Origin of the sequence: Deefgea chitinilytica (assembly GCF_016881405.1) — a bacterium.
Lineage (GTDB): Bacteria > Pseudomonadota > Gammaproteobacteria > Burkholderiales > Chitinibacteraceae > Deefgea > Deefgea chitinilytica.
In genome coordinates, this window is record NZ_WOFE01000002.1 from 219,469 (window position 1) to 243,331 (window position 23,863).

Sequence of the window (23,863 nt, forward strand, 5' to 3'; positions counted from 1 at the left end):
TCACCGAGTCAAGACATTATTTTTAGTAATGTTCTAAGCGATACCTATAATTCAAACAAAAGCTTGGGACATTCCCCGATAGGACATTGCAGCGAATTCAAGCAGCATTAAACCACAACATCACACGCACTCAGGGGCAGGTCATGGACGAAGAACTCCGCAAAAAAGCACTTGAATACCATCGTTTCCCAAAGCCGGGCAAAATTCAGGTTGTTCCTACCAAAGGCCTCGCTAGCCAACGCGATTTAGCACTCGCCTACTCGCCCGGCGTTGCCGCCGCTTGTGATGCCATCGTCGCTGACCCGGCTGAGGCGCGTAATCTCACCTCCAGAGGCAATCTCGTCGCCGTCGTGACCAATGGCACCGCTGTACTCGGGCTCGGTAATATTGGGCCTTTGGCGGGTAAACCGGTTATGGAAGGAAAAGGCGTACTGTTCAAAAAATTCGCGGGTATTGATGTCTTTGATATCGAAATCAACGAAAATGATCCCGATAAGCTGATCGAAATTATTGCATCGCTAGAGCCAACCTTTGGCGGTATCAATCTTGAAGACATCAAGGCACCGGAATGTTTTTACGTCGAGAAGAAACTGCGAGAACGGATGAAAATTCCGGTATTTCACGACGACCAACATGGCACCGCCATCATCGTCGGCGCCGCGGTTAAAAATGCTTTGTCATTACTTGGTAAGAATATCAGCGACGTCAAGCTCGTTGCCTCCGGTGCCGGCGCTGCGGCGATTGCGTGCTTGGACTTACTTGTTTCACTGGGTGTACAAAAAAGCAATATTTTCGTTTGCGACTCGAAAGGCGTGATTCACACCGAGCGCGGGCCGCTCGATGAAACCAAACAACGCTATGCCCGCGAAACCAACATCCGCACTCCGGCTGAAGCACTCGTCGGCGCGGACATTTTCTTAGGCCTTTCTGGCCCCGGCGCAATTGATGCGGAAATGCTCAAAACGATGGCCGCATCGCCGTTGATTTTAGCATTGGCCAACCCCAATCCCGAAGTCACGCCACCCGAAGCGCGCGCTGCTCGACCGGATGCGATTATCTGTACCGGTCGCTCAGATTACCCAAATCAAGTCAATAACGTACTGTGCTTTCCCTTTATTTTCCGTGGAGCACTCGATGTTGGCGCAACGACAATTAATGAAGCGATGAAACACGCGGCAGTGGATGCAATTGCCGAGCTCGCGCACGCCGAGCTATCCGATGTAGTGGCCAACGCGTATAGCGGTAAAAATCTCGCCTTTGGTGCTGAATACCTGATTCCTACGCCGTTCGATCCACGTCTTATCGTCAAAATTGCCCCCGCAGTCGCCAAGGCGGCAATGGACAGCGGCGTAGCGACGCGGCCAATTGAAGATTGGGCGACCTATGTCGAAGAACTGACGCAATTTGTATATAAATCCAGTCTTTTTATGCGCCCCGTCTTTATGGCGGCGAAAAAAGCACAAAAACGCGTGGTATTTTGTGAAGGCGAAGATGAGCGCGTTTTACATGCCATCCAAGAAATTCTCGATATGCGCTTGTGTGAGCCGATTCTGATTGGACGCCCGAATGTCATTCAAGCCCGCATCGAAAAACTCGGCTTACGAATTCGTCTCGGTATTGATTTTGAAGTCTGTAATCCAGAAAATGATCCGCGCTACCGCGAATACTGGCAGTTGTATTACAGCATCATGCAGCGCAAAGGCGTGTCCGAAGACCTTGCCAAAGCCGAAGTTCGCCGTAAAACAACGCTAATTGGCGCGCTGATGGTCAAACGCGGTGAAGCTGATGCAATGATTTGCGGCACGTATGGGCTATACCACAACCATCTCGCGCATATCAAAAACGTACTGGGCTTAAAAGCAGGCGTTTCGACGACCGCAGCGATGAATATCTTGCTGCTGCATACCGGGAATATTTTTATTACCGATACCTATGTCAATGCAGATCCAACGGCCGAGCAACTCGCCGAAATCACCTTGATGGCCGCCGAAGCCGTGCGCAAATTTGGCATTGCGCCCAAAGTGGCACTACTGAGTCATTCCAGCTTTGGTACCAGCGAAAGCCCATCGGCGATTAAAATGCAAGATGCCTTGCACATCGTCACCCAGCAAGCGCCGGAGCTAGAAATCGATGGCGAAATGCACGGCGATGCGGCACTGTCTAGCGCGATACGCGCGCAGATTTTCCCTAACTCACGCTTAAAAGGGGAAGCGAATATTCTGGTGATGCCCAACTTAGACACCGCCAATATTTCATTTAATCTGCTCAAAGCCACCGCGGTCGATGGCGTAACAATTGGGCCAATTTTGATGGGCGCAGCTAAACCCGTGCATATTTTGACGCCAACCGCGTCTGTTCGCCGTATCATTAACATGGCCGCACTCGCCGCAGTCGAGGCCGCACTTGCACAGGAGGCAATTGATGAGTGATTTTAATCCGAATGATCCATTTGGTTTTTTTGCCAGCATGATGAAACCGGGCGGAACCAATCCCTTTATGCCGCCTCTGACTGAAGAAGAAATCGACCGCAAAATCGTCGAATGCAAAACGGTTGAGCAATGGCTAGCGATGCAAGTTGGCATGCTGCAAATGACAGTCAAAACACTAGAAATGCAAAAAGCCGGTTTAGCTGCGTTTAAACAAAGCATAGACCCCAAGCCCGAACACAGTTAAATAGTAAGGTAAAAGCTTTCTGGCTGCGTGATTTCCCGAGCCGTACAAATCGTACTGTCTGCGGCTTCGACGTCTTGCCATAAAGCTTTTAATCCGTATTTGGACACTCAATGACTCAACGAAATATCGCTTCAACATTGAAGCACATCACACTGGCCAGCTTGCTGGCCGGTTTTTTTACCGCCTGCGGAACGGCTCCTAGCGCACCAAACAAAACAACAGCTGCAGTCACGCCAAACAGCGAAACGAACCCAGCACCTGCTGCCCCCAAGTATATTGCCAATACTTGGCAGCAGCTCCCATTGTGGGGTCAAGATGAGCTGATCAAAGGCTTTCAAACTTGGCGCAATGGCTGCGTTAAATTACAAAAAAATCCAGTCTGGGCACCGATCTGCCAAGAAGCAGCCAGCGTTCCTGCCAACACCGCAGCGATTCGTAATTTTTTGCAAACGCGTTTAACGCCATATCAATTACAAAATCCAGACAATTCAACAACGGGTTTGATAACGGGGTATTACGAGCCAGTCTATGCAGGTAGTCTCTCTAAGACTAATACATCAACACAACCCGTATATGGTCCACCATCGGACATGATTACCGTCGCACTCGATAGCGTCTACCCCGAACTCAAAGGCAAACGTCTGCGCGGTAAACTCGTTGGCAACAAACTCGTGCCTTTTCCTGATCGCGCTGAAATCGTCAAAAACGGCGTTAACGCGCCGGTACTGGCATGGCTCAACGACCCGATGGACGTGCAATTTTTGCAAATCCAAGGCTCGGGTCGCGTGAAACTCGCTAATAGTCAAGAAATTCGCCTCGGCTACGCAGACCAAAATGGCCGCCCGTATAAACCTGTCGGTCGTTGGCTAGTCGAACAAGGTTTAATGCCAGCTAGCGACGTCTCAATGCAAAGCATACGCGCATGGGCGCAAGCCAATCCGAAACGCGTCGACGAATTACTCAACAGCAATCCAAGCTATGTGTTTTTCCAAAAGCTGCCACCCAGTAAAGACGGCCCGATTGGTTCGCTTGGCGTCCCCCTCACCGCCGCCTACAGCATTGCGATTGACCCAAACACGGTACCGCTAGGCAGTATGGCCTTTATCGCAACGACTCGCCCCGATAATGATGGGGGTATCCACCGCTTAGTCGCAGCACAAGACACCGGCGGCGCGATACGTGGCAGTGTTCGAGCCGATTTCTTTTGGGGAACTGGCGATGCTGCTGGAGAGTTGGCAGGAAAAATGAAGCAGACTGGCAGCCTATGGTTACTGTGGCCGAAAGATCAGCCATTACCGAAGTAATTCTTCAGGTGGTAAGACAATTAACAATTCTTTATAACTGTTTTAAATTAGAGCGGATTGTTAAAAGCAATTCGCTCTCAATATTTACAATTTATACTAAGTATGTAGCACTTCGATGTGATTAGCTTTTTGTAGCTGTGAAATCTGCATCGCTATTTCTTTGGCTGCAATCGCTGGTGTTAAATACGTAGTGTCAATTTCAATATCATATTTTTTATTAATATGAATACGAGTTGACTGCCAGTTAGCCAAGCCAATTTTCCTATCCCCTCTGAGACGTTCACGTTTTTCTAATTCAGCCAAATTGCAATGTACGCCAATTAAGATGGGCTCACGTTCAGCTAAAGCCTTCAAGCACCCATCCAACCAAACTTGCTGCTCAAAAACTTGATCAACAATAATTGAATAGTTAGTTTTAGAAAAACCATTTAACAAATGATTAAATTGCTGAACGATTACCCCATAGCACTCGACGGCTTCTGACGATTCTAATTCTTGTTCGCAATGTAACATATCGTGTATATCATCGATTTTTGCAATCCAAACAAGACCTTGAATATATTGAACCAACTCTTTTGCAATACTGGACTTCCCTGAACTAGATGCCCCGTTTAAGATAATTGTAAATGGTTTATTCATAACACCACCAAAAAATCAAAGCTCAAAAAATCAATAAAAAATGGCTGAACATTCAGCCATTTTTTAATTCATCAAGCAAAAATCACTTTACCCTTCACCAAGGTGTATTTCACTTTACCGAGCATTTCATGCCCGATAAATGGTGTGTTTTTGCCTTGGCTTTTTAGGCGTTCTGGAATCACTTGCCAATGCGCTTTGGCGTCAAACAACACCAAGTCAGCGCGATTGCCAACCGACAAACCCGCTTCAAACCCAAGCATTTTCGCCGGTGTTGAAGTAATTTTCGCCAAGGCTTGCGGCAAGCTAATCTGCTGGCTACTCGCCCATTTCAACGTCAATGGCAGCAGCAATTCCAACCCCGTCGCGCCGCGTTCGGCTTGTGCGAAAGGAAGTAATTTACCGTCGTCATCGACTGGTGAATGATCCGAGCAAATCGCATCTATCGTACCGTCGTTCAGCGCTTTCACAATTGCATCGCGATCAGAAACGGCGCGCAGTGGCGGATCGAAGCGGTATTGGCTATCAAAGAAACCGATATCGATGTCGGCCAGATGAATGTGGTTGATACTCACGTCACACGTCAGCGGCAAGCCTTCTGCTTTAGCGGCACGAACCATATCTAAGCCCGCCGCGCTCGACATCCGCGCCAGATGCACACGGCAACCTGTAGCACGCATCAATTGAACGATTTGCGCAATCGCAATCGTTTCAGCAATCACTGGAATCCCCGTTAAGCCAAGGCGTGATGCGTACGGGCCATCGTGAGCCACACCATCATTGACCAAGGACGCTTCTTCAGGGCGCAAGCGCAACTCAAAACCAAAATTCGCCGCGTAGAGCATCGCGCGATACAGCACTTGCAAGTCGGCAATCGGCACATCGCCTTGCGAAAATGCGACGCAGCCTGCTTCTTTAAGCATCGCCATTTCGGTGATTTCTTTACCTTTTAATCCAACGGTCAAAGCACCAACTGGGTACAAACGCGCTAAATCAAGGTTTTTCGCACGTTGGCGCAGATTGGTCACCAAACCTGATTCATCGAGCGCAGGGTCAGTATCCGGTGGACAAACCACGCTAGTCACACCGCCCGCTACTGCCGCCGCCATTTCAGATTTCAGTGTGGCTTTGTACTCATAACCAGGCTCGCGCAAGCGCGCTGCCAAGTCGACCAAACCCGGCGCAACGATTAAGCCCGTCGCATCAATCGTTTCATCCACCGCAAAACCCGCCGGAGCGGCACCTACCGCAGCAATTTTGCCACCCGCGAGATACAAATCAGCCACTTGCTCAGTGCCAGCAATCGGATCCACCAAGCAGCCATTTTTAAGAAGAATATTTTTCATTAGAGCAAACTCCGCTGATTGGCCGCCACAATACTGAGCACCGCCATTCGCACCGCGATACCAAATGTCACTTGCGACAAGATCACCGCTTGATCGCCATCGGCGACCGCCGAATCAATCTCCACGCCGCGATTCATCGGGCCTGGATGCAATACGATCGCATCGGGTTTGGCAAAAGCCAATTTTTCAGGGGTAAGGCCGTAAACCTTAAAGAATTCCTGTGTTGACGGCAGATACGCCCCCGCCATGCGTTCATTTTGCAAACGCAGCATCGCCACCACATCGACGTCTTTTAGGCCGCTTTCCATATCATGATACACATGCACGCCCAGCTGCTCGATCCCGGTTGGCAACAGCGTTTTCGGCGCAATCACACGAATATCCGGGCAGCCCAAGGTTGACAAGGCGTGAATTTGCGAGCGGGCAACGCGTGAGTGCAATACATCGCCGACAATCGCAATCCGCAAATTGGTGAAATCTCCTTTGAAATGACGAATCGTGAACATATCGAGCATCGCTTGCGTTGGATGCGCATGACGACCGTCACCGGCATTCACCACCGCCACGCCCGGCTTCACGTGCTTGGCGATCAAATGCGCCGCGCCCGAATCGGAATGACGCACCACAAACAAATTCGCGCCCATTGCTTCGATATTGTGGATGGTATCGAGCAGCGTTTCGCCTTTGGCGGTGCTGGACGCTTGAATATTCAAACTCGACACATCCGCCGACAGACGTTTGGCCGCGATTTCAAATGTCGTACGCGTGCGCGTTGAGTTTTCGAAAAATAGATTAAACACTGAAGTTCCAGCCAAATCGGCGAACTTCTGATTGACGAGCTCGCCCCCCGACACAAACTCGGCGGCTTTATCCAAAATTTGCGTCAAAATCCGACGCGGCAGCCCTTCGGTGGTGAGCAAATGAATCAGCTCACCTTGGGCGTTCAGTTGCGGGTTGTACATAGCATTCCTCGCTAACAAACAAAATTATTCTTTGTGCCTTCGCACGTGTTTTACAGTCGCAGTCCGCGACGGGGACTCACTTTTCTTGGACTTTGACATATTCACTGCCCAAGAAAAGTAAGCAAAAGAAGGCGACCCGGGCGCACACCGCTCCGCGGTTCCCTCGCGTGGCGAAAGCCAAACAATAAAACTGTTTGTCTTTCTTCGTGCTTCGGTGTGCTTAAACGGGATTTAAAGCCCTACTTCAACGAGCGCGGCACAGCATCAACACCAATTCTAAGCATCATCGATGTATTCATATACAAGCCATATTTTTAATAGCCTACATACCAATACATCTAAAATATTTATTCCATCCCATCAAAATACGTCTGCAAAATCTGCATCGCTGCGACTTGGTCGAGCGCGGGTTTTTGCTTGCGGCCACGTAAACCGGTTTCATTCAATGCGGAGCTCGCGGCGGCACTACTGAGGCGCTCATCCACTAAATGCACGGGCAAAGAAAATCGCCCATTCAGGCGATTGGCAAATTTTCTCGCAAGCCGCGACATATCGTGTTCGGTACCATCGAGATAGCACGGCAATCCGACCACCAGTAGCGACGGTTGCCATTCTTGAATCAGCGCCTCAATGCGGGCAAATTTTTTATCGTTCTCTTCAAAGGCGATCGTTTCTAATGGCGTTGCGATACCCATCTCAGTCGAGCCCGTCGCCACGCCGATGCGTACTTCACCAAAATCAAAACCTAGCACGGTTGTCATGCAACAGACTCTCCATCGATCAAAATAACCCAAACGAGTCGCTGTGAACTTATGCAGAGCATCAATTTAGCAAAAATGGTTTTGATCCGCGTAGCGAGCCGACGCTGAGCGAAGAGCAGCAGCGCAGACACCGGAATGGACATTTTGTCCATGAGGACGTCGAGCAGCGCACGATGAAGTTCAGCTTTGGCGCAGTAGCGGAGCAAGACCATTTTCATGCGTGGCCTGTTTCCTGTGAAAGCATCCCCACATCCACCCCCAACAAAGCCAAGGCGGCGGCATAACGCTCTTCAGCAGGCAAATCAAACAATACCGGCATTTCAGCCACTGGCACGGTGAGCCAAGAATTCTCGCAAATTTCTTTTTCCAGTTGCCCTGCTTCCCAGCCAGCAAAACCGAGCGACACAAACATTTTTTCGGGGCCGCCGCCGTCGCCCACAGCCAGCAAAATATCTTTTGATGTCGTTAAGCCAATCTCGGGCGACACGATTAATGTTGATTGCCAATCACCCAAGGGTGAATGCAGTACAAAGCCGCGATCAGTCTGCACCGGGCCACCAAAATGCACCGCAAGTTCAGCCACATCCGGCCGGTGCATTTCGATGCCAATCTGCTCAAACAAGGTCGACAAGGTCATCCCTAGTGGACGATTCATAATCACCCCCATCGCGCCCTTTTCGTTATGCTCACACACATAAGTGAGTGATTTAGCGAAAATCGGGTCAACCAAATTCGGCATCGCGATCAGAAAGTGCTGCGTGAGATTCAATGTGTTGGTGTTTTCCATAGCGCAATTATCGCATAGCTTTTACAAAGTCGCTGCGACTAAGCGATGACTCTGCTGCCGCCTAGCTTGAAAAGAAAAAGACCTAAAGGTATAGACCTCAAGGCCTTTATTATCAAAAAATACAAAGCAATACATACATTATTCAACTTCGCTTCGCTCGCCGAATTGCACCTAAATCAATTTTCATCGCTTTTCGATAAGAAACATAGGCCAAAATCGGTGCCGCCAGAGCAAATGCCATAATCATCATGGTGGTATTTGATTGCACGCCAGAATTCCAAATTGTAGTAACGCCAATACACAACGGCATTAAACAGATTAAAGTCATCAGTCCAACTTGAGTTGTACGGCCATCCGCACTCAACCCCCAAAGCGACATCCACGGCATACTAAAAATAAGATACCGTAAGCTGACCCCACCAAACACAAATAACAGTGCTGCATTCAAAATATTGTTTACATTATCAACTTGCAGTAACCGCAACAAAGCACCATTGAGCACTGCAGTTACCAATAATGCACCTAAAAACAATTGCTCATCTTGCCACCATAACTGCGCTCGACTATGACTGCGAATCAGCCATGCGCCAGGCCACTGCCGCCGGCCTGTAAACAAACCCAGAAATCCAGGAATGAGCATCGCAAAACACGCACCCGCTCCCCATTGGCTGGTCGCTAGTGATGCAGGCACTAAGTGCTGAAGCCCCAAAATGAATGTATACGGGAAAAGAAATAATGAAACCAAAATTTTACGCTGGCCTTTTTGATCTAAAGCGCCGCCCATATTCATTTCTAGCCGCAGCAGCAGCGGATGCTTGGTCTGCTGAAATATTTCACTGCTGTGATGTTCTGCATGTTTGATATTTGCGAGATGCCTTGCTCGCCCGAATCTCCTCAACTGCCAAGCAAGCGCTAACAATAAGCCCAATGTGGCAGCAAGTAGCATATTGCTAATCAAGACTTCATATTGGGGGAAAAAAATCAACGCAAATGTCGGTATCAATACAGCCCAAATTCCTTGTCCCTGTAGCACTGGCGCATTCAGTAGGCTAAGCGCTTTTTTGTCCAGTGCTTGTGGGACAAAATAGCCCATCAACAGAACATTCAACTGCACAAGGTTAAACAAAACCAGCAGAGTTGGATTTTCCATACGATGCCAAATCAATAATCCTAATAAGCTCCAAACCATCCAGTACAGTAATAGAGCTTGCACTATCACATTTTGCAATTGAACAGAACGCATCCGCCATTTCTTTAGTGCAGCGATGACTTCAACGGCATTCGTTGCATGAAAATAGGATAGGAAGCATAAGGGCATATAAAATATCTTTAAGTGTTCATTTGGCAAAAGCCAAATAAGACACAGCAGCATCATAAATCCCAAAAACCACCCAATACGCAGGTTAGATGTCCGCCCCCAAAACTGCAAAAACAACCAATCCCGCTGTGCCTTCACCGCCGGATCGCGCCAGCTCGCAAAAATTTGATAAGCCAAGCTCATTGCGAGATCTCCACAAAAGCATCCTCAAGCCCCAGCGCTTCAACTTGATACGGCGAGGTAATTTGCGCAGCGCATTCAGCAGCCAGCGCCTCATTCCAACCGCGAATAATCCATGTTTCGCGCCCAGCACTGAACTCTGTACGAATGACACGAGACGTGGTGAGCGCCAAGCTGGCAGTCACTTGCAAAGGTCTGGTTAAATGCAAACGCACCACCGATTCTTTCAGCTCATCCAAACCGCCTTGATAGGTGATATTGCCTTTTTCCAGTAGCCAAATATGGCTGGCAACGCGTTCGATGTCGCTGAAAATATGGCTCGATAGCAAAATAGATCGCTCGCCATCGGCGACAATGTCAATCAACTCGCTAATCAAGGCGCGGCGCGCCAGCGGATCGAGGCTGGCAGCGGGCTCATCCAGCACCAGCAATTGCGGCTCGTGCGCCATCGCGGCGACCAAGGCCAGTTTTTGCCGCTCACCCACCGACATATCGCTGATTTTCTGCCACGTTGGCACTGACCAGTGATCGACAAGACGAGCCGCTAAATCATAATTCCAGTGCTGGTAAAACAGTCTTGTCGCAGCCAGCATTTCGCTACCCGTCAACCACGGCAATAAATCATCTTGCTGCGCGACAAAGCCGATCTGCTTGCATACTTCTGCGGGTAATTCAGTGGGATTATGGCCAAACACGCTCACTTCACCTGCGTTCAAAAACGTATAGCCCAGCAAACCATCAAGCAAGGTTGTTTTACCTGCGCCATTTTTACCCAGTAAGCCAATTACCTGCCCCGGCATGATAGTCAGCGTTTGGCCTGCGCAATTGACGACACCGAGGGCGACATTTTTGGCGGTCACTAGCGTTTGTTCGATTGCATGATTACGATCATTCATGGTCTTGATCCTGATTCAGTTCAGCATGAAGGGCAGCGATCAGCTCGGCATCGCTCAGTCCCAGTTGGCGCGCGGCGGCGATGGTGTCGCGCAAAATCGTTTGTAATTGGTGACTTGCGATGAGATGCGGCGGCGGATGCTCGGCGACGGTCATCGGCTTACCACGTTGCCGCGCCAGCAACCCTTCAGCTTCGAGCAAGCTGTAGGCTTTGGAAATCGTCATTGGATTAACCGCGTGAATTTCGGCCAACTCTCGCACCGATGGCAGCGCAGCGCCCGGCAGCAATTGCCCACCCGCAATCAAGCGGCGCACTTGATCTTGAATTTGCCGATAAATCGGCGTGGGTAAAGCGGGGTTTAAGATAAACATCAACAATCAGCCAGCATGTGTATATGTGTATTATTGAATCAATACACAAAGACAGTCAAGCGACACTTGCAGTGTTAAGATACGGTCATTCAAAAATACCACATGGTGTTGTGACGCAAATCATCGCCAAGCACAGCATTTATTAGGTATATCAATCTAGCCATTACTAATTAATGCCCATATAGATATACCCAGAATAAGGATTTCATATGACCACCACCGCCCTCGTTTGGCTGCGCCGCGATTTACGCTTGTTTGACCATCATGCGCTGTATCAAGCCCTGAAAGAGGCTGATCAAGTGGTGTTGGCGTTTGTATTTGATACAACGATTTTGAAAGATTTGCCCAAACACGACCGTCGCGTCGAATTTATTTGGGAGGCGCTCAAAGAGATCAAGACTGAGTTGCGTCAATACAATACCGATTTGGTCGTACGCCACGGTGATCCACTCACTGAAATTCCGGCGCTAGTTGAGCAATTTGGCATCAACGCGGTGTACTGTAATCACGATTACGAGCCACAGGCCATTGCACGCGATGGGTATGTGGCTGTAACGCTGAAAGAAAAAGGCGTACAATTTAATACCTACAAAGATCAAGTAATCTTTGAAAAAGATGAAGTGCTCACACAAACGGGCGGCATGTATAGCGTATTCTCGCCGTACAAACGCACTTGGCTCGCCAAACTGACTGACAAAGATTTAGCATCATTCCCAGTGAATCATGTCATCAAAAACCTCAAACCGCTCAAATCACAATATTTTCCAAGCTTGAAAGAGCTGGGTTTTGCCAAAACCAATTTAACGCAACTGAAAGTGCCGCTGGGCATGAGCGGTGGCGAAAAATTGTTTGAAGACTTCAAACGTCGTATTAGCGATTACAAAGACGCGCGTGATTTTCCGGCGATTAAAGGCGTGTCGTATTTATCGGCACACATTCGCTTCGGTACGGTGTCGATCCGCGAATTGGCGCGTTTCGCGCATGAGCACGGCGGGGCTGGCGCTGAAACCTGGTTGTCAGAACTGATTTGGCGCGAATTTTACGCACAAATCTTGTGGCATAGACCCGATGTGGTCGAGCACGCCTTCAAACCGGAACTCGATACCTTGCCATTCCCCAACCATCCCGAGTTGTTTGCCGCGTGGTGCGCGGGTGAGACCGGTTATCCGATTGTCGACGCAGCGATGCGCCAATTGACGCAAACCGGCTATATGCATAACCGCCTGCGGATGATCACGGCGAGTTTCTTAATTAAAGATTTACTGGTCGATTGGCGCTGGGGTGAGAAATTTTTTGCTGAGCATTTGCTTGATTACGATTTGGCGAGCAATAACGGTGGCTGGCAATGGGCAGCGTCTACTGGCTGCGACGCGCAGCCGTACAACCGGATTTTCAACCCGACTTTGCAATCAGAAAAATTCGACCCGCAAGGCAAATTTATCCGCCGCTATGTGCCAGAACTCGCCGAACTGCCTGATGCGGCGATTCACGCACCGTCGGAATTTTCAGCCAATGACCGTCGTGGCTCGTTATTTGTCAGCTTTTTGGAGCAAACCGACTACTTCCCGCCGATTGTGAATCATGCAGAACAACGCGCCGCCGCGCTGACCATGTATAAGATGCATAAAGGTTATGCGGTCGATGCGGATGATGAGCACGATGACTAAGCGCTGACGAAGGGCAATAGTGCTAACCCAAGAAACGAGTCTTTTTAAGACTCGTTTTTTATGGCATTACTATTTTGAATGGATTAGCCCGCCAACAAAAATCGCATCAACGTCTATTCTAAAAGCACCTCTTCCCGCCACAGGTGCCCCATGCATTCCAACGAAGAACTCCTTGCCCGCAAACAAGCCGCCACACCGCGCGGTGTTGGTGTCATGGCGCCATTTTTTGCCGATCATGCAGAAAACGCCGAGTTGTGGGATGTGACAGGGCGGCGGTTTATTGATTTTGCCGGCGGAATAGCCGTACTTAATACCGGTCATCGCCACCCTGAGGTGATTGCTGCGGTCAAAACGCAGCTCGATCAATTCACGCACAGTTGCTATCAAGTCGTGCCGTATGAATCGTATATACGGCTGGCCGAGCGGCTCAATGCCTTAACGCCCGGCTCGCACAGCAAAAAAACTGCGTTTTTTTCTACCGGCGCCGAAGCGGTCGAAAACGCAATTAAAATCGCCCGCGCCGCGACGGGTCGCAGCGGTGTGATCGCATTTAGCGGCGGTTTTCATGGCCGCACGATGATGGGCATGGCGCTGACTGGCAAAGTAATGCCGTACAAAGTCGGCTTCGGCCCTTTTCCTGCAGATATTTTTCATGTGCCGTTTCCGAATGCGCTGCATCACGTGAGCGTTGCTGATTCTTTAACCGCCATCACCACGCTATTTAAAGCCAGCATCGACCCGCAACGCGTGGCAGCGATGATTTTGGAACCCATTCAAGGCGAAGGCGGCTTTTATGTTGCGCCGCCCGAGTTGATGCGCGCACTGCGCCAGCTGTGCGATGAACACGGTATTTTGCTAATCGCCGATGAAATCCAAACCGGCTTTGCCCGCACCGGGCGCTGGTTTGCGATAGAACATTACGACGTACTGCCCGACATCATGACGCTGGCCAAATCATTGGCCGGAGGCTTTCCGCTCTCGGCTGTCGTTGGTCGCAGCGAAATCATGGACGCGCCAGCCCCCGGAGGGCTGGGCGGCACGTATGCAGGCAGCCCTGTCGCGATTGCTGCCGCGCATGCGGTACTGGATGTAATTGAAAACGAGCAACTTAATCATCGCGCCAATATATTAGGTATACGGCTACAAGCCATGCTAAATAATTTACAGAAAGTTATACCCAATATTGCCGAAGTACGCGGCCTAGGCGCGATGATTGCGGTTGAATTTATGCTCGATGCCCACACGCCCGATGTGGACTTCACCAAACGCGTGCAAGCGAAAGCGCTAGAGCGCGGATTAATTTTGCTCAGCTGCGGTGTGTACGGCAATGTACTGCGCTTTTTATTCCCGCTCACCATCAGCGATGTGGTGTTTGATGAAGGCTTGGCGATTTTAGAAGCGGCACTGTTTGCGGCGCGAGAATGAAGGTGATGTTCAGATTTGGTGTTGATGGTTTTAAGTGCCTGCGGTGTGGCGTCGCTTAGCCGCTTGCGGCTTAGCAAAGCCCACACCCTCAGGGTGCACGGTGTTTTACAGTCGCAGTCCGCGACGAGGACTCACTTTTCTTTTCGCTGCGAAAAGTAAGCAAAAGAAGGCGACCCATATATCTGCACCGACTTCGTCGGCTTGATATGAGGGGTTTTAAAATCCTCAATACCGGTAGGTACGATTAGCGCAGCGTAATCGTACAAAAGCCATTTCTCAGATTACGCTACGCTAATCGGAGCTACATACTATTTTTCGTGCCTTTCATGATCCCCACCTTTTACAATATTGCTCAATTTCAAGCCGAGAACCGTGATGAAACTCCAAGACCCTAGCTTATTGAAAACCCAATGTTTGATTAACGGTGTCTGGTGCGGCGCGCCGCAATTGATGGTGAGCAATCCCGCCAACGGCAATGAAATCGCCAAAGTACCGCGTTTGGGCGCAGCAGAAACCAGTGCAGCGATTGAGGCTGCCAATGCGGCACTACCCGCTTGGCGCGCCAAATCGGGGAAAGAGCGCAGCCACGTATTGCGGCGTTGGTTTGAATTACTGATGCAAAATCAAGAAGACCTCGCGCAAATTATGACCGCTGAGCAAGGCAAACCGCTGGCTGAAGCGCGCGGCGAAATCGCTTATGCGGCCAGTTTCATCGAATGGTTTAGCGAGGAAGCCAAACGGGTTTACGGCGACGTGATGCCGCATCCGCAAGCCGGTTCGCGCATTATGACGCTCAAGCAAGCAATTGGCGTCTGCGCGGCGATTACGCCGTGGAATTTCCCTGCCGCGATGATTACCCGCAAGGCGGGCCCAGCGCTGGCAGCGGGTTGTACGATGATCATCAAACCCGCGTCGCAAACGCCGCTGACTGCGCTGGCCTTGGTCGCGCTCGCTGAACGCGCTGGCATTCCTGCTGGCGTCATCAATATCGTTACCGGCACCGCGAAAGAGATTGGCACGGTACTCTGTACCAGCCCGATTGTGCGTAAACTATCGTTTACTGGCTCGACCGAAATCGGCCGTGAACTGATGGCGGCATGTGCGCCGAGCATCAAAAAGTTGTCACTCGAACTCGGTGGCAACGCGCCTTTTATCGTGTTTGACGACGCCGATCTCGACGCCGCAGTGCAAGGCGCAATGCTCAGCAAATTTCGTAATGCGGGGCAAACTTGTGTCTGCGCTAATCGGATTTTGGTGCAGGCTGACGTTTACGACGCTTTTGCCAGCAAACTGGCGACGGCGATGGCCAATTTGAAGGTCGGTGATGGTACGGGCGAAGGCGTTACGACAGGGCCTTTAATCGACGTAAATGCCGTTAGCAAAGTTGAAGAACACATCAGCGATGCACTCGCCAAAGGAGCCGTTTTGTTAGCGGGTGGCTCCCGACATCAACTCGGCGGTACATTTTTCACGCCGACTTTGCTTGGGAAGGTCACGCCAGCAATGAAAATTGCCCGCGAAGAAACCTTCGGCCCCGTCGCGCCGCTATTTAAGTTTGCAACGGAAGATGAAGCCATCCAAATGGCCAACGACACCGAATTTGGCTTGGCGAGTTATTTCTACACGCAAAATCTCGCCCGCAGCTTTCGCGTTGCAGAAGCGCTCGAATGCGGTATGGTCGGCATCAACACTGGCATGATCTCGAACGAAGTCGGCCCGTTCGGCGGCATCAAGCAATCGGGCTTAGGCCGTGAAGGATCAAAATATGGGATTGAGGAATATTTGGAAGTGAAGTATTTGTGTATTGCGGGATAAATACACAACAAAAATCGAAATAAGGAAAAGCACGAACAAGATCAAGTTTCTATTTTCGTGCTTTTCGTAGATTTTCCCCTTGGTATATATCTACAACCTCATATTAATAATGGCTACAGACATATACCATGATTATTAATTGCACTTCTCCATCATTTTCACCAAGTTCACAGGCTTGATTTTATCCGCCTGCCCCGCTGCGCCAAAATCGATATAGCGCGCGCGGCAGACGGCGGCCATGGCGGCAATCGCTGGTTTTAGATATTGCCGTGGGTCGAAATCGGCGGGATTTTCCATCAAATGGCGGCGAATCGCCCCCGTCATCGCAAGGCGCAAATCGGTGTCAATATTAATTTTGCGCACGCCCCAACGAATCGCACGTTGAATTTCTTCAATCGGCACCCCCCACGTTGGCTTTAAATCGCCGCCAAAATCACGTACTTGTTGCAATAAATCTTGCGGCACGCTGGAAGAGCCGTGCATCACCAAATGCGTATTTGGTACGGCATCGTGGATTTCTTTAATGCGCTCAATATCAAGTACCGCGCCGGTGGGCGGCGATGAGAATTTATACGCGCCGTGGCTCGTGCCAATCGCAATCGCCAGCGCATCTACGCCGGTTGCGGCAACAAACGCTTTGGCTTGCCAAGGATCGGTGAGCATTTCAGCGTGCGTCAGCGCGCGGCTCGCGCCAACGCCGTCTTCTTCTTCGCCCATACCCGTATCCAGCCGCCCGAGGCAGCCGAGTTCGCCTTCGACCGAGACTCCAAAACTATGCGCCATTTGAACCACTTCGCGCGTCACCTCGACATTGTAATCGTAGCTCGACGGCGTTTTACCATCCATCATCAGTGAGCCATCCATCATGACGCTAGAAAAACCGTGGGTAATCGCGCTCAAGCACACCGCAGGGCTAGTGCCGTGATCTTGGTGCATCACAATCGGCAAATTGGGATAGCTGGCCACTGCGCCTTGAATCATTTGCCGCAAGAATAACTCGCCAGCATACTTACGCGCTCCGGCGCTGGCTTGCAAAATGACTGGGCTTTTAGTCGCATCGGCTGCCTGCAAAATGGCTTGCACTTGCTCCAGATTATTGACATTAAACGCGGGTACGCCATAACCGTGTTCGGCAGCGTGATCGAGAATTTGATTCAGAGAGACGAGTGGCATCAGGGTTTCCTTGTTGCGTTGCACCAGCGAACTGTAGGCGGTAAAAATGGGCGTGCCAAATCAGGAAATTCAGCATTCGGGAAAGCACTAAAACCATTCGCCCCCAGCAAAAGTACCGCATTGCAGCAATGTTTGCTGAGCAAAAAATTTGCAATCAGTTGAAACACAGGGCTGAACGTCTATTTGCAACGCTGAACATAAAACCATTAGCTCAAATTGAATCGAATGATTAATACCAGCGACAGTGCAATGTATCGTCAATTTCACAATTTAATCGTGTTTTTTTCGCGCCATTGAGACGGCGATGCAAACCTAGTAATTATTCCATAGCAATTCGATTACAAGACTTATATATTAAATTAGATATCAATGCTTGCGATGCGAAAAAACCAGCTCAGGACAAAAGCATACCAAAGCAGGATTTTTAGCCACGCCGTTCTAGTATGATAGTCTTTGCACTATTGGCACTGGCCTAATAAAACACTTTGTACTAATGCGACAACTCGCCAACATGTCGGCACGAATCCATACCTAATCAATAAAAGCCGCAATCTGATGACACAGACCCCGACACTCTTTAGCAATCGCAACTTTGGCCTACTTTGGCTAGCCTCAATTATCGGCAATTTTGCGCTCGCCATCGCGATGATGGCTGAAACATGGTATGTCGTGAAAACGCTAGGTGCGAAAGAGCAACTCGGCTGGGTGATGATCGCTGGCTCAGTGCCACGAATTGCCTTGATGGCGGTCGGCGGCGTATTGGCTGATCGGATGTCGCGTAGCCGAATTATTCTGATCTCGCTCGCTTTACGCGTAGTGCTACTTTTTTCTTTAGTCGGGCTATTGCATATCAATCGCTTGGATATTTGGGCGCTGACGATTTTCGCTTTTTTATATGGTTCATTAGACGCATTTTTTTGGCCCGCACGCGATACGCTCACCCCGGCGATTGTTGCCGATAGCGACCTCACCCGCGCTAATTCGATCATGCTAACCACCAACCAAGTCGGCATGGTATTTGGCCCCGTGATGGGTGGCGCGATGCTGGCGCTAATGGGCTATGAGGCCATTTTTAGCTTAACGGGCGGCATGCTACTACTTGCCACCCTCTGTATTGCTTTGATTAGTGAGCCAGTCATTCAGGTCGTCCGCGAAGCCCCCTCGATGCTCAAAGAACTCAAAGAAGGCGTGGTTTACGCGCTACAAACACCAATTTTGCGCGCGCTGATGCTGATTTACATTACTGCCAACCTGTTATTTATGGGGCCATTGGCACTGGGTATTCCGATTATTGTCGCCGATTATTTAAAAGGGGATGCCAGCACGCTATCGTATTTACAAAGTGCATTCGCGGCAGGGATGGTGTTGGGCGGGATTTTGCTGACGGTTTATCCACCAAGCAAAAAACGCTTGTTAATGATCACGGTGATTATTGCGATTGAAGGCGTTTTATTATCACTGTTGCCACTGACACCGTGGATTTGGGCCGCAGTCGCACTGCAATTTTTTATTGGCATGGGCGTGGCAGGCAATAATGTGCCAATGATGTCGTTAATTCAGCAATCAGCCGACCGCGATAAACTCGGCCGCGTAATGAGCCTAAACAATATGGTTTCAATGGGTTTGTCACCCGTATCGTATGCGATGGTCACCGCCCTACTCGCGGCCCAGATTAGCATCACATGGATTATGCCGATGTTTGGTTTAACGATGGCACTGGTAATGCTCGTACTCACCCTGCAGCTTAAAGTGATTCGCACCGCAAATTAAGCGAGGATCTGGCTGCAAAAAATTTCAAGCTGAATTGGAGCTTTCAAACTATAAAGAATCATTGCTATATTTACGGCGAAAAATAGCCATGGTTCAACTACCAACAGGCGGCTCAGCCGCACAGAATCCAGATTTAGACTGGAGCCAAGTCCGTGAAACCATTTTGATGCTCGGGATTACCGTGGCTCAAGTGCAGCACGCAATGGATGAAGGCAGTGCATCATTTAACACATTAGCGAATTCCTTTGCTGAAACCTCAAATCACATCGAGGCTTTAAAAGCCGCACTGAGTCAAACCACCGTCTCTGCCGACTTAGAGCTCGAACAAAAAATTGCCGAAATCAGCAATAAAAACATTCAATCCATTATCGCTTTCCAATTTTTTGATCGACTGTCGCAGCGTCTTGATCACGTCTGCAAAACCATTAGCGAACTGGCAGGTTTAGTTTCTGACCGCTCATCAATCTATCAACCCGATGCATGGCTGGCATTGCAAAAAAACATTCGTTCGCAATACACCATGGAGCAAGAAAAAATACTGTTTGACGCCATCCTTAACGGGGCGTCATTTCACGAAGCATTAGCCAAAGCAGGCAGTACGGACATCAATCCACAGCAAATCCAGGATGCCGAACGTGATGGGGGCATTGAGTTATTTTGATCTGAGATGACGCCAACACGACTCTCATGATGTTTTTCTCGCTAGGCTCCATAAACAGAGTTTGTCTTGCAATTGCCCATCATTAATCGGCTTAGATAAAAAATCATCCATCCCTGCCGCCAAACACAACTGCCGATCTTCCGTCGTCGCATTGGCGGTAAGTGCGACCACCGGAATCTGAGGCCAGCGCACTCCTGTGTCCGGATTACGCAAACGTCGAGTCGCCTCAACTCCATCCATTTCGGGCATTTGCATATCCATAAAGACCAGATCAAAATCTTGATCAACTAAGGCCTGAATGGCCTCAATCCCATTCTCAACGGCGTGCACACGACAGCCGAGCTTTTCAAGTAATTTAATCGCTACGATGCGATTAACTCGATTATCTTCAGCGAGTAATACCCGCACTGCTTGCTGCGATTCAATCACCGAGTAACGAGTTAAGAAAGAAGGTTCAGGTGGTTGGCGACGCACCATACTCAGCGCGGTTTGCCAAGCTTTTTGTTGTAGCGGTTTACTTAAATAACCAGCAAACCCAGATTCGCGGGCGCGCAAAGCATCGCCACGCGTCCCCACTGCGGTTAATAAAATCAGCATGGGATGCCCTAATTCTGGCTTCGCAACAATCTGCTGCCCGAGTTCTAAACCATCCATGTTCGGCATATACAAATCAATCAGCACCAGCCTAAATGGCTGCCCGTTTTGTGCCGCATGTTTGAGTAAATGCAAGGCTTCCACCCCACTCTCGGCCATCACAGCAGAGCACCCCCATGTTTTGAGCTGATTGCATAAGTACTCACGCTGAGAGGCGCTGTCATCCACCACCAGTACTTTGATGTTATCAATGCGATTCGATGGCGTAATCAGAGCGCTGCCCTGCTCGGCAGCGGCCAAGATGACGGTAAAGATGAACTCAGTACCGACACCTTCGATGCTCTGAACGCTGATTTGGCCGCCCATCAATTCGACCAATTGTTTACTAATCGCTAGACCTAAACCCGTACCGCCAAAACGACGCGTGGTTGAAGCATCGACTTGTGAAAAACTTTCAAATAAACGATCTATTTTTTCTGGGGGTATGCCAAGCCCTGTATCACGAACACTGAATTTTAAAACAATACCCCTTTCATCAATTCCGACTAAACTGCTAGAAACCGTTACTCCCCCCTGCTCAGTAAACTTAATCGCATTGCCGATCAGATTAATCAGTATCTGTCGCAGACGACCTGGATCTCCTCTCACCCAAGCGGGAACATCAGGTTCACGGCTACAACTTAATTCAATTCCCTTCTCCCGTGGCCGTAAAGCCATCACGGCAGCGACACCATCGAGCAGCGCGGTCAAATCAAAGTCAACTTGCTCTAACTCCATTCTGCCAGCTTCAACCTTTGAAAAATCCAGAATATCGTTAATTACACTCAGCAAAATATCGCCACTCTGGCGTATCGTTTCAGCAAACTCACGTTGTTGAATCGATAAATCCGTATCGAGCAACAAACCCGCCATCCCCAATACCCCATTCATTGGAGTACGAATTTCGTGGCTCATATTGGCCAAAAACGCACTTTTTGCCTGACTTGCCGCTTCTGCCGCCAGTTTTGCGCTACTTAATTCAGACTCGGCGTTCTTGCGCTCAGAAATATCTTCATGCGTACCCGACATCCGCAGAGGTTGTCCATCAGGCAACCATTCAACGACCCGACCCCGATCATGTACCCACACCCAGTGACCCGCTTTGTGCTTCATGCGGCAATCAAAATCGTAATAAGGCACTTCACCACTAAAATGCCGTTTCAATCGCAACTCCGACTCAGGTAAATCCTCAGGGCAGGCTAATTTAAGCCAAGTATCAATCGAAATCGGCGCAAGCTCATCAAGGGTATAGCCAACGATTTCAGCCCAGCGCTCATTAAAATGGGTTGCGCCGGTCTGCAAATTCCATTCCCAAGTTCCAATATGGGTTGCCTCAATAATGTTGGCGAGTCGCTCCCGCTCCTGTGCCAGCAATAATTCTGACTGCTTACGAGCACTGATATCGGTTTCAATCGCAATAAAATGATTGATCTGACCTTGTTCATCTCTAACAGGCTCGATATCCAGCAGAATCCAATATGGACGGCCGTGCTTGGTATAATTGATAATTTCGACACTGCAACGTTCACCCAGCCGTAAATGTCGAGCAATGTTGGCTACGGTTTGTGGATCCGTAAGAGCGCCTTGCAAGACCTGACCAGGACGTTTACCCTGCATAAACGCCAAGTCGTATCCAGTCATCTGAACAAAACCATCATTGACCCATTCAACGCGACCTTGGGCATCGGTAATCACCACTGCATTCGCCGTGCGACTAGCCACTAATGACAGCATTTTTGCCTCGGCCTCGCTAGCATGTAATCTAGCCTCGGCCGCTTTGCGCGCAGTGATATCGGTAATAAACCCATGCCATAGCGTATCGCCATCGAGAGTACGCTCAGGGCTAGCAATTCCTTCGACCCAGATCAAACCTTTTTGTGGATGCATCACTCGGTAAATCGCCTGCCAGCGCTGCAGGGTTTCACACGAAATGCGGATACTCTCAACAACCTGTGCAACATCATCAGGATGCAAAACAGCAAACACAGCGCTTGCATCCTCTGCCACTTCAGCAGGGCTCACACCATAAATGTCGCCAATTCCATTGCTCGCATACGGAAAGCAACTCAGACCATCGGCAAACAAACGATACTGATACACCATCCCCGGCACTTGGGCGCCAATTTTTTGTAAACGGCCAAGTAATTCCTCGCGTGATTGCGTCTGTTGTTGACGTTCAAGTACCGCAGACACCCTGCTCGCAAGTAAACGAATAAATTCGCGATCTACCGCGTCAAACTCAGCCTGACGCGGTTGAGCTGAAGAAAAACTTAAGGTACCAATCCGTTGCCCGGCTAATACCAATGGGACACCGATATAACACTCCAATCCAAACGCTTGATAGCACGGATGCCCAACAAAGTCAGATTCACCCATATGGGTAATTGCTACAACATCATTACCAGCAAGGGTGATAGAGCAATACGTCCCCATTAATGCAAACACCATCCCATCCTGCAAAGTGCCTGCTGGACTCGTTTGCACCGCAACTCGATAGGTATCGCCCTCAACTCGACTAATGACTCCCATCGGCAAATCAAAATAATCACCCGCCAAGCGTAACGACTGTCGCAGCAGTTCTTGATCGTCTCGCTCTGTCAATGCGGCAATATGACTCAGCACACGTAAAGCTTGTTGCTGACGCTGTTGATGAGACTCGGCGATCAGCCGATTTAAATTCGCGCGACGAAACAGCAATAACTGGCCGATGGTCATCAACAAAGGTTGCAAAAACTCGATCCATTTCACCTCATAGCCGCCGAGCCGATTGGCTACACCGACCATCGCGAGCAATTGGCCTTGGCAATGAATCGGTAACCCCAAAAATGCCGTCATCGGTGGATGACCTGGAGGCAAGCCGCCACGCCGTGGATCATGCGCCGGATCGTTGGCAATCACAGGCTGCCCCGTGGTCATGACCGCACCAAATAAGGTATTCAAATTGGTAAAGACCAAGCCTTCTGGCGCGTGGTTAGCATAAAACGCACGGGTTTCATCGCTCCATGCAATATTGGTAATGGCCTCAGTGCGCAAGCTAGGCACACCATCATGAACCAGCACTTCGCCGATAAAGCCATACTCACTCGCAGTCAACTGCAACAAATCGCGCAATAACGTCTCAAATGCGCCTCGCGGATCAGCCCCCGTATCAAACCCAGTCTGAGCCCTTAAAATGGCATCGATCAGCTCACTGTGCATCTTTACTCCATCAAAATAGCAAGAGTTCGTTGGGCTTTGCTCTCTCAATCACAGTGCTAGCGATTTGATCCAGCGCCGCGATAAGACTTCATCGACGGCAGCATGCTCCCGAATCAAAATCATGCAGCCAAGCCACTATGTTCTAGCGTAGTGCATGCGGCGTCAGTTTGCTCAAGGTCTCTCCTCATCCGAGACTGCGCTCAAATTGCCAATCGGCCACTGATGTCAGTTTGTCCTCCTTACACGGACGGACAACTCAATGTGAACACACCATCTAAAGCATCAATT

Annotated in this window: 19 protein-coding genes; 8 read left to right on the forward strand and 11 right to left on the reverse strand. The window is 49.7% G+C overall.

Going from position 1 to position 23,863, the window contains the following annotated elements; genetic code table 11:
- The first annotated feature begins 143 nt into the window (after window positions 1-143).
- The 3 genes from GM173_RS06675 to mltA all read left to right on the forward strand — a co-directional run bounded on the left by GM173_RS06675 (window position 144) and on the right by mltA (window position 3,977).
- Window positions 144-2,429 carry an NADP-dependent malic enzyme gene (locus tag GM173_RS06675; RefSeq protein WP_203570584.1) on the forward strand — a complete coding sequence of 762 codons (2,286 nt, stop codon included), beginning with the start codon at window positions 144-146 and terminating at the stop codon, window positions 2,427-2,429.
- Window positions 2,422-2,673 (forward strand): PhaM family polyhydroxyalkanoate granule multifunctional regulatory protein, encoded by a 252-nt coding sequence (locus GM173_RS06680; RefSeq protein ID WP_203570585.1) that lies wholly within the window; start codon window positions 2,422-2,424, stop codon window positions 2,671-2,673. Before GM173_RS06675 ends, GM173_RS06680 begins: the two co-directional genes overlap by 8 nt.
- A gap of 110 nt (window positions 2,674-2,783) precedes the next feature.
- Window positions 2,784-3,977 (forward strand): murein transglycosylase A, encoded by a 1,194-nt coding sequence (gene mltA, locus GM173_RS06685; RefSeq protein ID WP_203570586.1) that lies wholly within the window; start codon window positions 2,784-2,786, stop codon window positions 3,975-3,977.
- A gap of 96 nt (window positions 3,978-4,073) precedes the next feature.
- Here mltA and GM173_RS06690 read toward each other — a convergent pair whose 3' ends face one another.
- The 9 genes from GM173_RS06690 to GM173_RS06730 form a co-directional block, all read right to left on the reverse strand.
- Entirely contained in the window at window positions 4,074-4,616 is a 543-nt protein-coding gene (locus GM173_RS06690; protein ID WP_203570587.1) for a phosphotransferase-like protein, read from the reverse strand.
- A gap of 71 nt (window positions 4,617-4,687) precedes the next feature.
- The gene (locus GM173_RS06695; RefSeq protein ID WP_203570588.1) at window positions 4,688-5,959 is read right to left on the reverse strand and encodes a dihydroorotase; all 1,272 of its coding nucleotides are present in this window, start codon (window positions 5,957-5,959) and stop codon (window positions 4,688-4,690) included.
- Entirely contained in the window at window positions 5,959-6,921 is a 963-nt protein-coding gene (locus GM173_RS06700; RefSeq protein ID WP_203570589.1) for an aspartate carbamoyltransferase catalytic subunit, read from the reverse strand. Before GM173_RS06700 ends, GM173_RS06695 begins: the two co-directional genes overlap by 1 nt.
- A 347-nt stretch (window positions 6,922-7,268) precedes the next feature.
- Complete coding sequence (ruvX, locus tag GM173_RS06705) at window positions 7,269-7,682, reverse strand: Holliday junction resolvase RuvX (protein ID WP_203570590.1); 414 nt, start codon at window positions 7,680-7,682, stop codon at window positions 7,269-7,271.
- A complete protein-coding gene (locus GM173_RS06710) occupies window positions 7,679-7,900 on the reverse strand; it encodes a hypothetical protein (RefSeq protein WP_203570591.1) in 222 nt (73 codons plus the stop codon). The genes ruvX and GM173_RS06710 overlap by 4 nt, the downstream gene beginning before the upstream one ends.
- Complete coding sequence (locus tag GM173_RS06715; protein ID WP_203570592.1) at window positions 7,897-8,469, reverse strand: YqgE/AlgH family protein; 573 nt, start codon at window positions 8,467-8,469, stop codon at window positions 7,897-7,899. Before GM173_RS06715 ends, GM173_RS06710 begins: the two co-directional genes overlap by 4 nt.
- 142 nt (window positions 8,470-8,611) lie before the next feature.
- Window positions 8,612-9,787: a hypothetical protein gene (locus GM173_RS06720; protein WP_203570593.1), complete on the reverse strand. Its 1,176-nt coding sequence runs from the start codon at window positions 9,785-9,787 to the stop codon at window positions 8,612-8,614.
- 179 nt (window positions 9,788-9,966) lie between these two features.
- Complete coding sequence (locus tag GM173_RS06725; RefSeq protein WP_203570594.1) at window positions 9,967-10,863, reverse strand: ABC transporter ATP-binding protein; 897 nt, start codon at window positions 10,861-10,863, stop codon at window positions 9,967-9,969.
- Window positions 10,856-11,233: a GntR family transcriptional regulator gene (locus GM173_RS06730; protein WP_203570595.1), complete on the reverse strand. Its 378-nt coding sequence runs from the start codon at window positions 11,231-11,233 to the stop codon at window positions 10,856-10,858. Before GM173_RS06730 ends, GM173_RS06725 begins: the two co-directional genes overlap by 8 nt.
- A gap of 209 nt (window positions 11,234-11,442) precedes the next feature.
- On the opposite strand from GM173_RS06730, the gene GM173_RS06735 reads away from it, so the two are divergent.
- From GM173_RS06735 to GM173_RS06745, 3 genes are all read left to right on the forward strand, one after another.
- Window positions 11,443-12,900: a cryptochrome/photolyase family protein gene (locus GM173_RS06735; RefSeq protein ID WP_203570596.1), complete on the forward strand. Its 1,458-nt coding sequence runs from the start codon at window positions 11,443-11,445 to the stop codon at window positions 12,898-12,900.
- A 150-nt stretch (window positions 12,901-13,050) separates the two neighbouring features.
- Window positions 13,051-14,325, forward strand: a complete 1,275-nt coding sequence (gene gabT, locus GM173_RS06740; protein ID WP_203570597.1) for a 4-aminobutyrate--2-oxoglutarate transaminase — start codon at window positions 13,051-13,053, stop codon at window positions 14,323-14,325.
- 375 nt (window positions 14,326-14,700) lie between these two features.
- Complete coding sequence (locus GM173_RS06745) at window positions 14,701-16,140, forward strand: NAD-dependent succinate-semialdehyde dehydrogenase (RefSeq protein ID WP_203570598.1); 1,440 nt, start codon at window positions 14,701-14,703, stop codon at window positions 16,138-16,140.
- A gap of 135 nt (window positions 16,141-16,275) precedes the next feature.
- Here the strand turns inward: GM173_RS06745 and fba are convergent, their stop codons facing one another.
- Window positions 16,276-17,313 (reverse strand): class II fructose-bisphosphate aldolase, encoded by a 1,038-nt coding sequence (gene fba, locus GM173_RS06750; protein ID WP_203570599.1) that lies wholly within the window; start codon window positions 17,311-17,313, stop codon window positions 16,276-16,278.
- A 555-nt stretch (window positions 17,314-17,868) separates the two neighbouring features.
- On the opposite strand from fba, the gene GM173_RS06755 reads away from it, so the two are divergent.
- Window positions 17,869-19,083 (forward strand): MFS transporter, encoded by a 1,215-nt coding sequence (locus GM173_RS06755; protein WP_203570600.1) that lies wholly within the window; start codon window positions 17,869-17,871, stop codon window positions 19,081-19,083.
- Window positions 19,084-19,171: 88 nt separating this feature from the next.
- Window positions 19,172-19,744 (forward strand): hypothetical protein, encoded by a 573-nt coding sequence (locus GM173_RS06760; RefSeq protein ID WP_203570601.1) that lies wholly within the window; start codon window positions 19,172-19,174, stop codon window positions 19,742-19,744.
- Between the two features lie 24 nt (window positions 19,745-19,768).
- Here GM173_RS06760 and GM173_RS06765 read toward each other — a convergent pair whose 3' ends face one another.
- Window positions 19,769-23,575 (reverse strand): response regulator, encoded by a 3,807-nt coding sequence (locus tag GM173_RS06765; RefSeq protein ID WP_203570602.1) that lies wholly within the window; start codon window positions 23,573-23,575, stop codon window positions 19,769-19,771.
- Window positions 23,576-23,863 lie beyond the last annotated feature (288 nt).

What these genes read in the sequence shown, in the direction of transcription:
- GM173_RS06690 (WP_203570587.1), bottom strand. Translation starts at nt 4,616, where the DNA reads ATGAATAAACCATTTACAATTATCTTAAACGGGGCATCTAGTTCAGGG.
- GM173_RS06700 (WP_203570589.1), bottom strand. Translation starts at nt 6,921, where the DNA reads ATGTACAACCCGCAACTGAACGCCCAAGGTGAGCTGATTCATTTGCTC.
- GM173_RS06710 (WP_203570591.1), bottom strand. Translation starts at nt 7,900, where the DNA reads ATGAAAATGGTCTTGCTCCGCTACTGCGCCAAAGCTGAACTTCATCGT.
- mltA (WP_203570586.1), top strand. Translation starts at nt 2,784, where the DNA reads ATGACTCAACGAAATATCGCTTCAACATTGAAGCACATCACACTGGCC.
- GM173_RS06680 (WP_203570585.1), top strand. Translation starts at nt 2,422, where the DNA reads ATGAGTGATTTTAATCCGAATGATCCATTTGGTTTTTTTGCCAGCATG.
- GM173_RS06755 (WP_203570600.1), top strand. Translation starts at nt 17,869, where the DNA reads ATGACACAGACCCCGACACTCTTTAGCAATCGCAACTTTGGCCTACTT.
- GM173_RS06675 (WP_203570584.1), top strand. Translation starts at nt 144, where the DNA reads ATGGACGAAGAACTCCGCAAAAAAGCACTTGAATACCATCGTTTCCCA.
- ruvX (WP_203570590.1), bottom strand. Translation starts at nt 7,682, where the DNA reads ATGACAACCGTGCTAGGTTTTGATTTTGGTGAAGTACGCATCGGCGTG.
- GM173_RS06720 (WP_203570593.1), bottom strand. Translation starts at nt 9,787, where the DNA reads ATGCCCTTATGCTTCCTATCCTATTTTCATGCAACGAATGCCGTTGAA.
- GM173_RS06730 (WP_203570595.1), bottom strand. Translation starts at nt 11,233, where the DNA reads ATGTTTATCTTAAACCCCGCTTTACCCACGCCGATTTATCGGCAAATT.
- gabT (WP_203570597.1), top strand. Translation starts at nt 13,051, where the DNA reads ATGCATTCCAACGAAGAACTCCTTGCCCGCAAACAAGCCGCCACACCG.
- GM173_RS06695 (WP_203570588.1), bottom strand. Translation starts at nt 5,959, where the DNA reads ATGAAAAATATTCTTCTTAAAAATGGCTGCTTGGTGGATCCGATTGCT.
- GM173_RS06745 (WP_203570598.1), top strand. Translation starts at nt 14,701, where the DNA reads ATGAAACTCCAAGACCCTAGCTTATTGAAAACCCAATGTTTGATTAAC.
- GM173_RS06765 (WP_203570602.1), bottom strand. Translation starts at nt 23,575, where the DNA reads ATGCACAGTGAGCTGATCGATGCCATTTTAAGGGCTCAGACTGGGTTT.
- GM173_RS06735 (WP_203570596.1), top strand. Translation starts at nt 11,443, where the DNA reads ATGACCACCACCGCCCTCGTTTGGCTGCGCCGCGATTTACGCTTGTTT.
- GM173_RS06715 (WP_203570592.1), bottom strand. Translation starts at nt 8,469, where the DNA reads ATGGAAAACACCAACACATTGAATCTCACGCAGCACTTTCTGATCGCG.
- GM173_RS06725 (WP_203570594.1), bottom strand. Translation starts at nt 10,863, where the DNA reads ATGAATGATCGTAATCATGCAATCGAACAAACGCTAGTGACCGCCAAA.
- GM173_RS06760 (WP_203570601.1), top strand. Translation starts at nt 19,172, where the DNA reads ATGGTTCAACTACCAACAGGCGGCTCAGCCGCACAGAATCCAGATTTA.
- fba (WP_203570599.1), bottom strand. Translation starts at nt 17,313, where the DNA reads ATGCCACTCGTCTCTCTGAATCAAATTCTCGATCACGCTGCCGAACAC.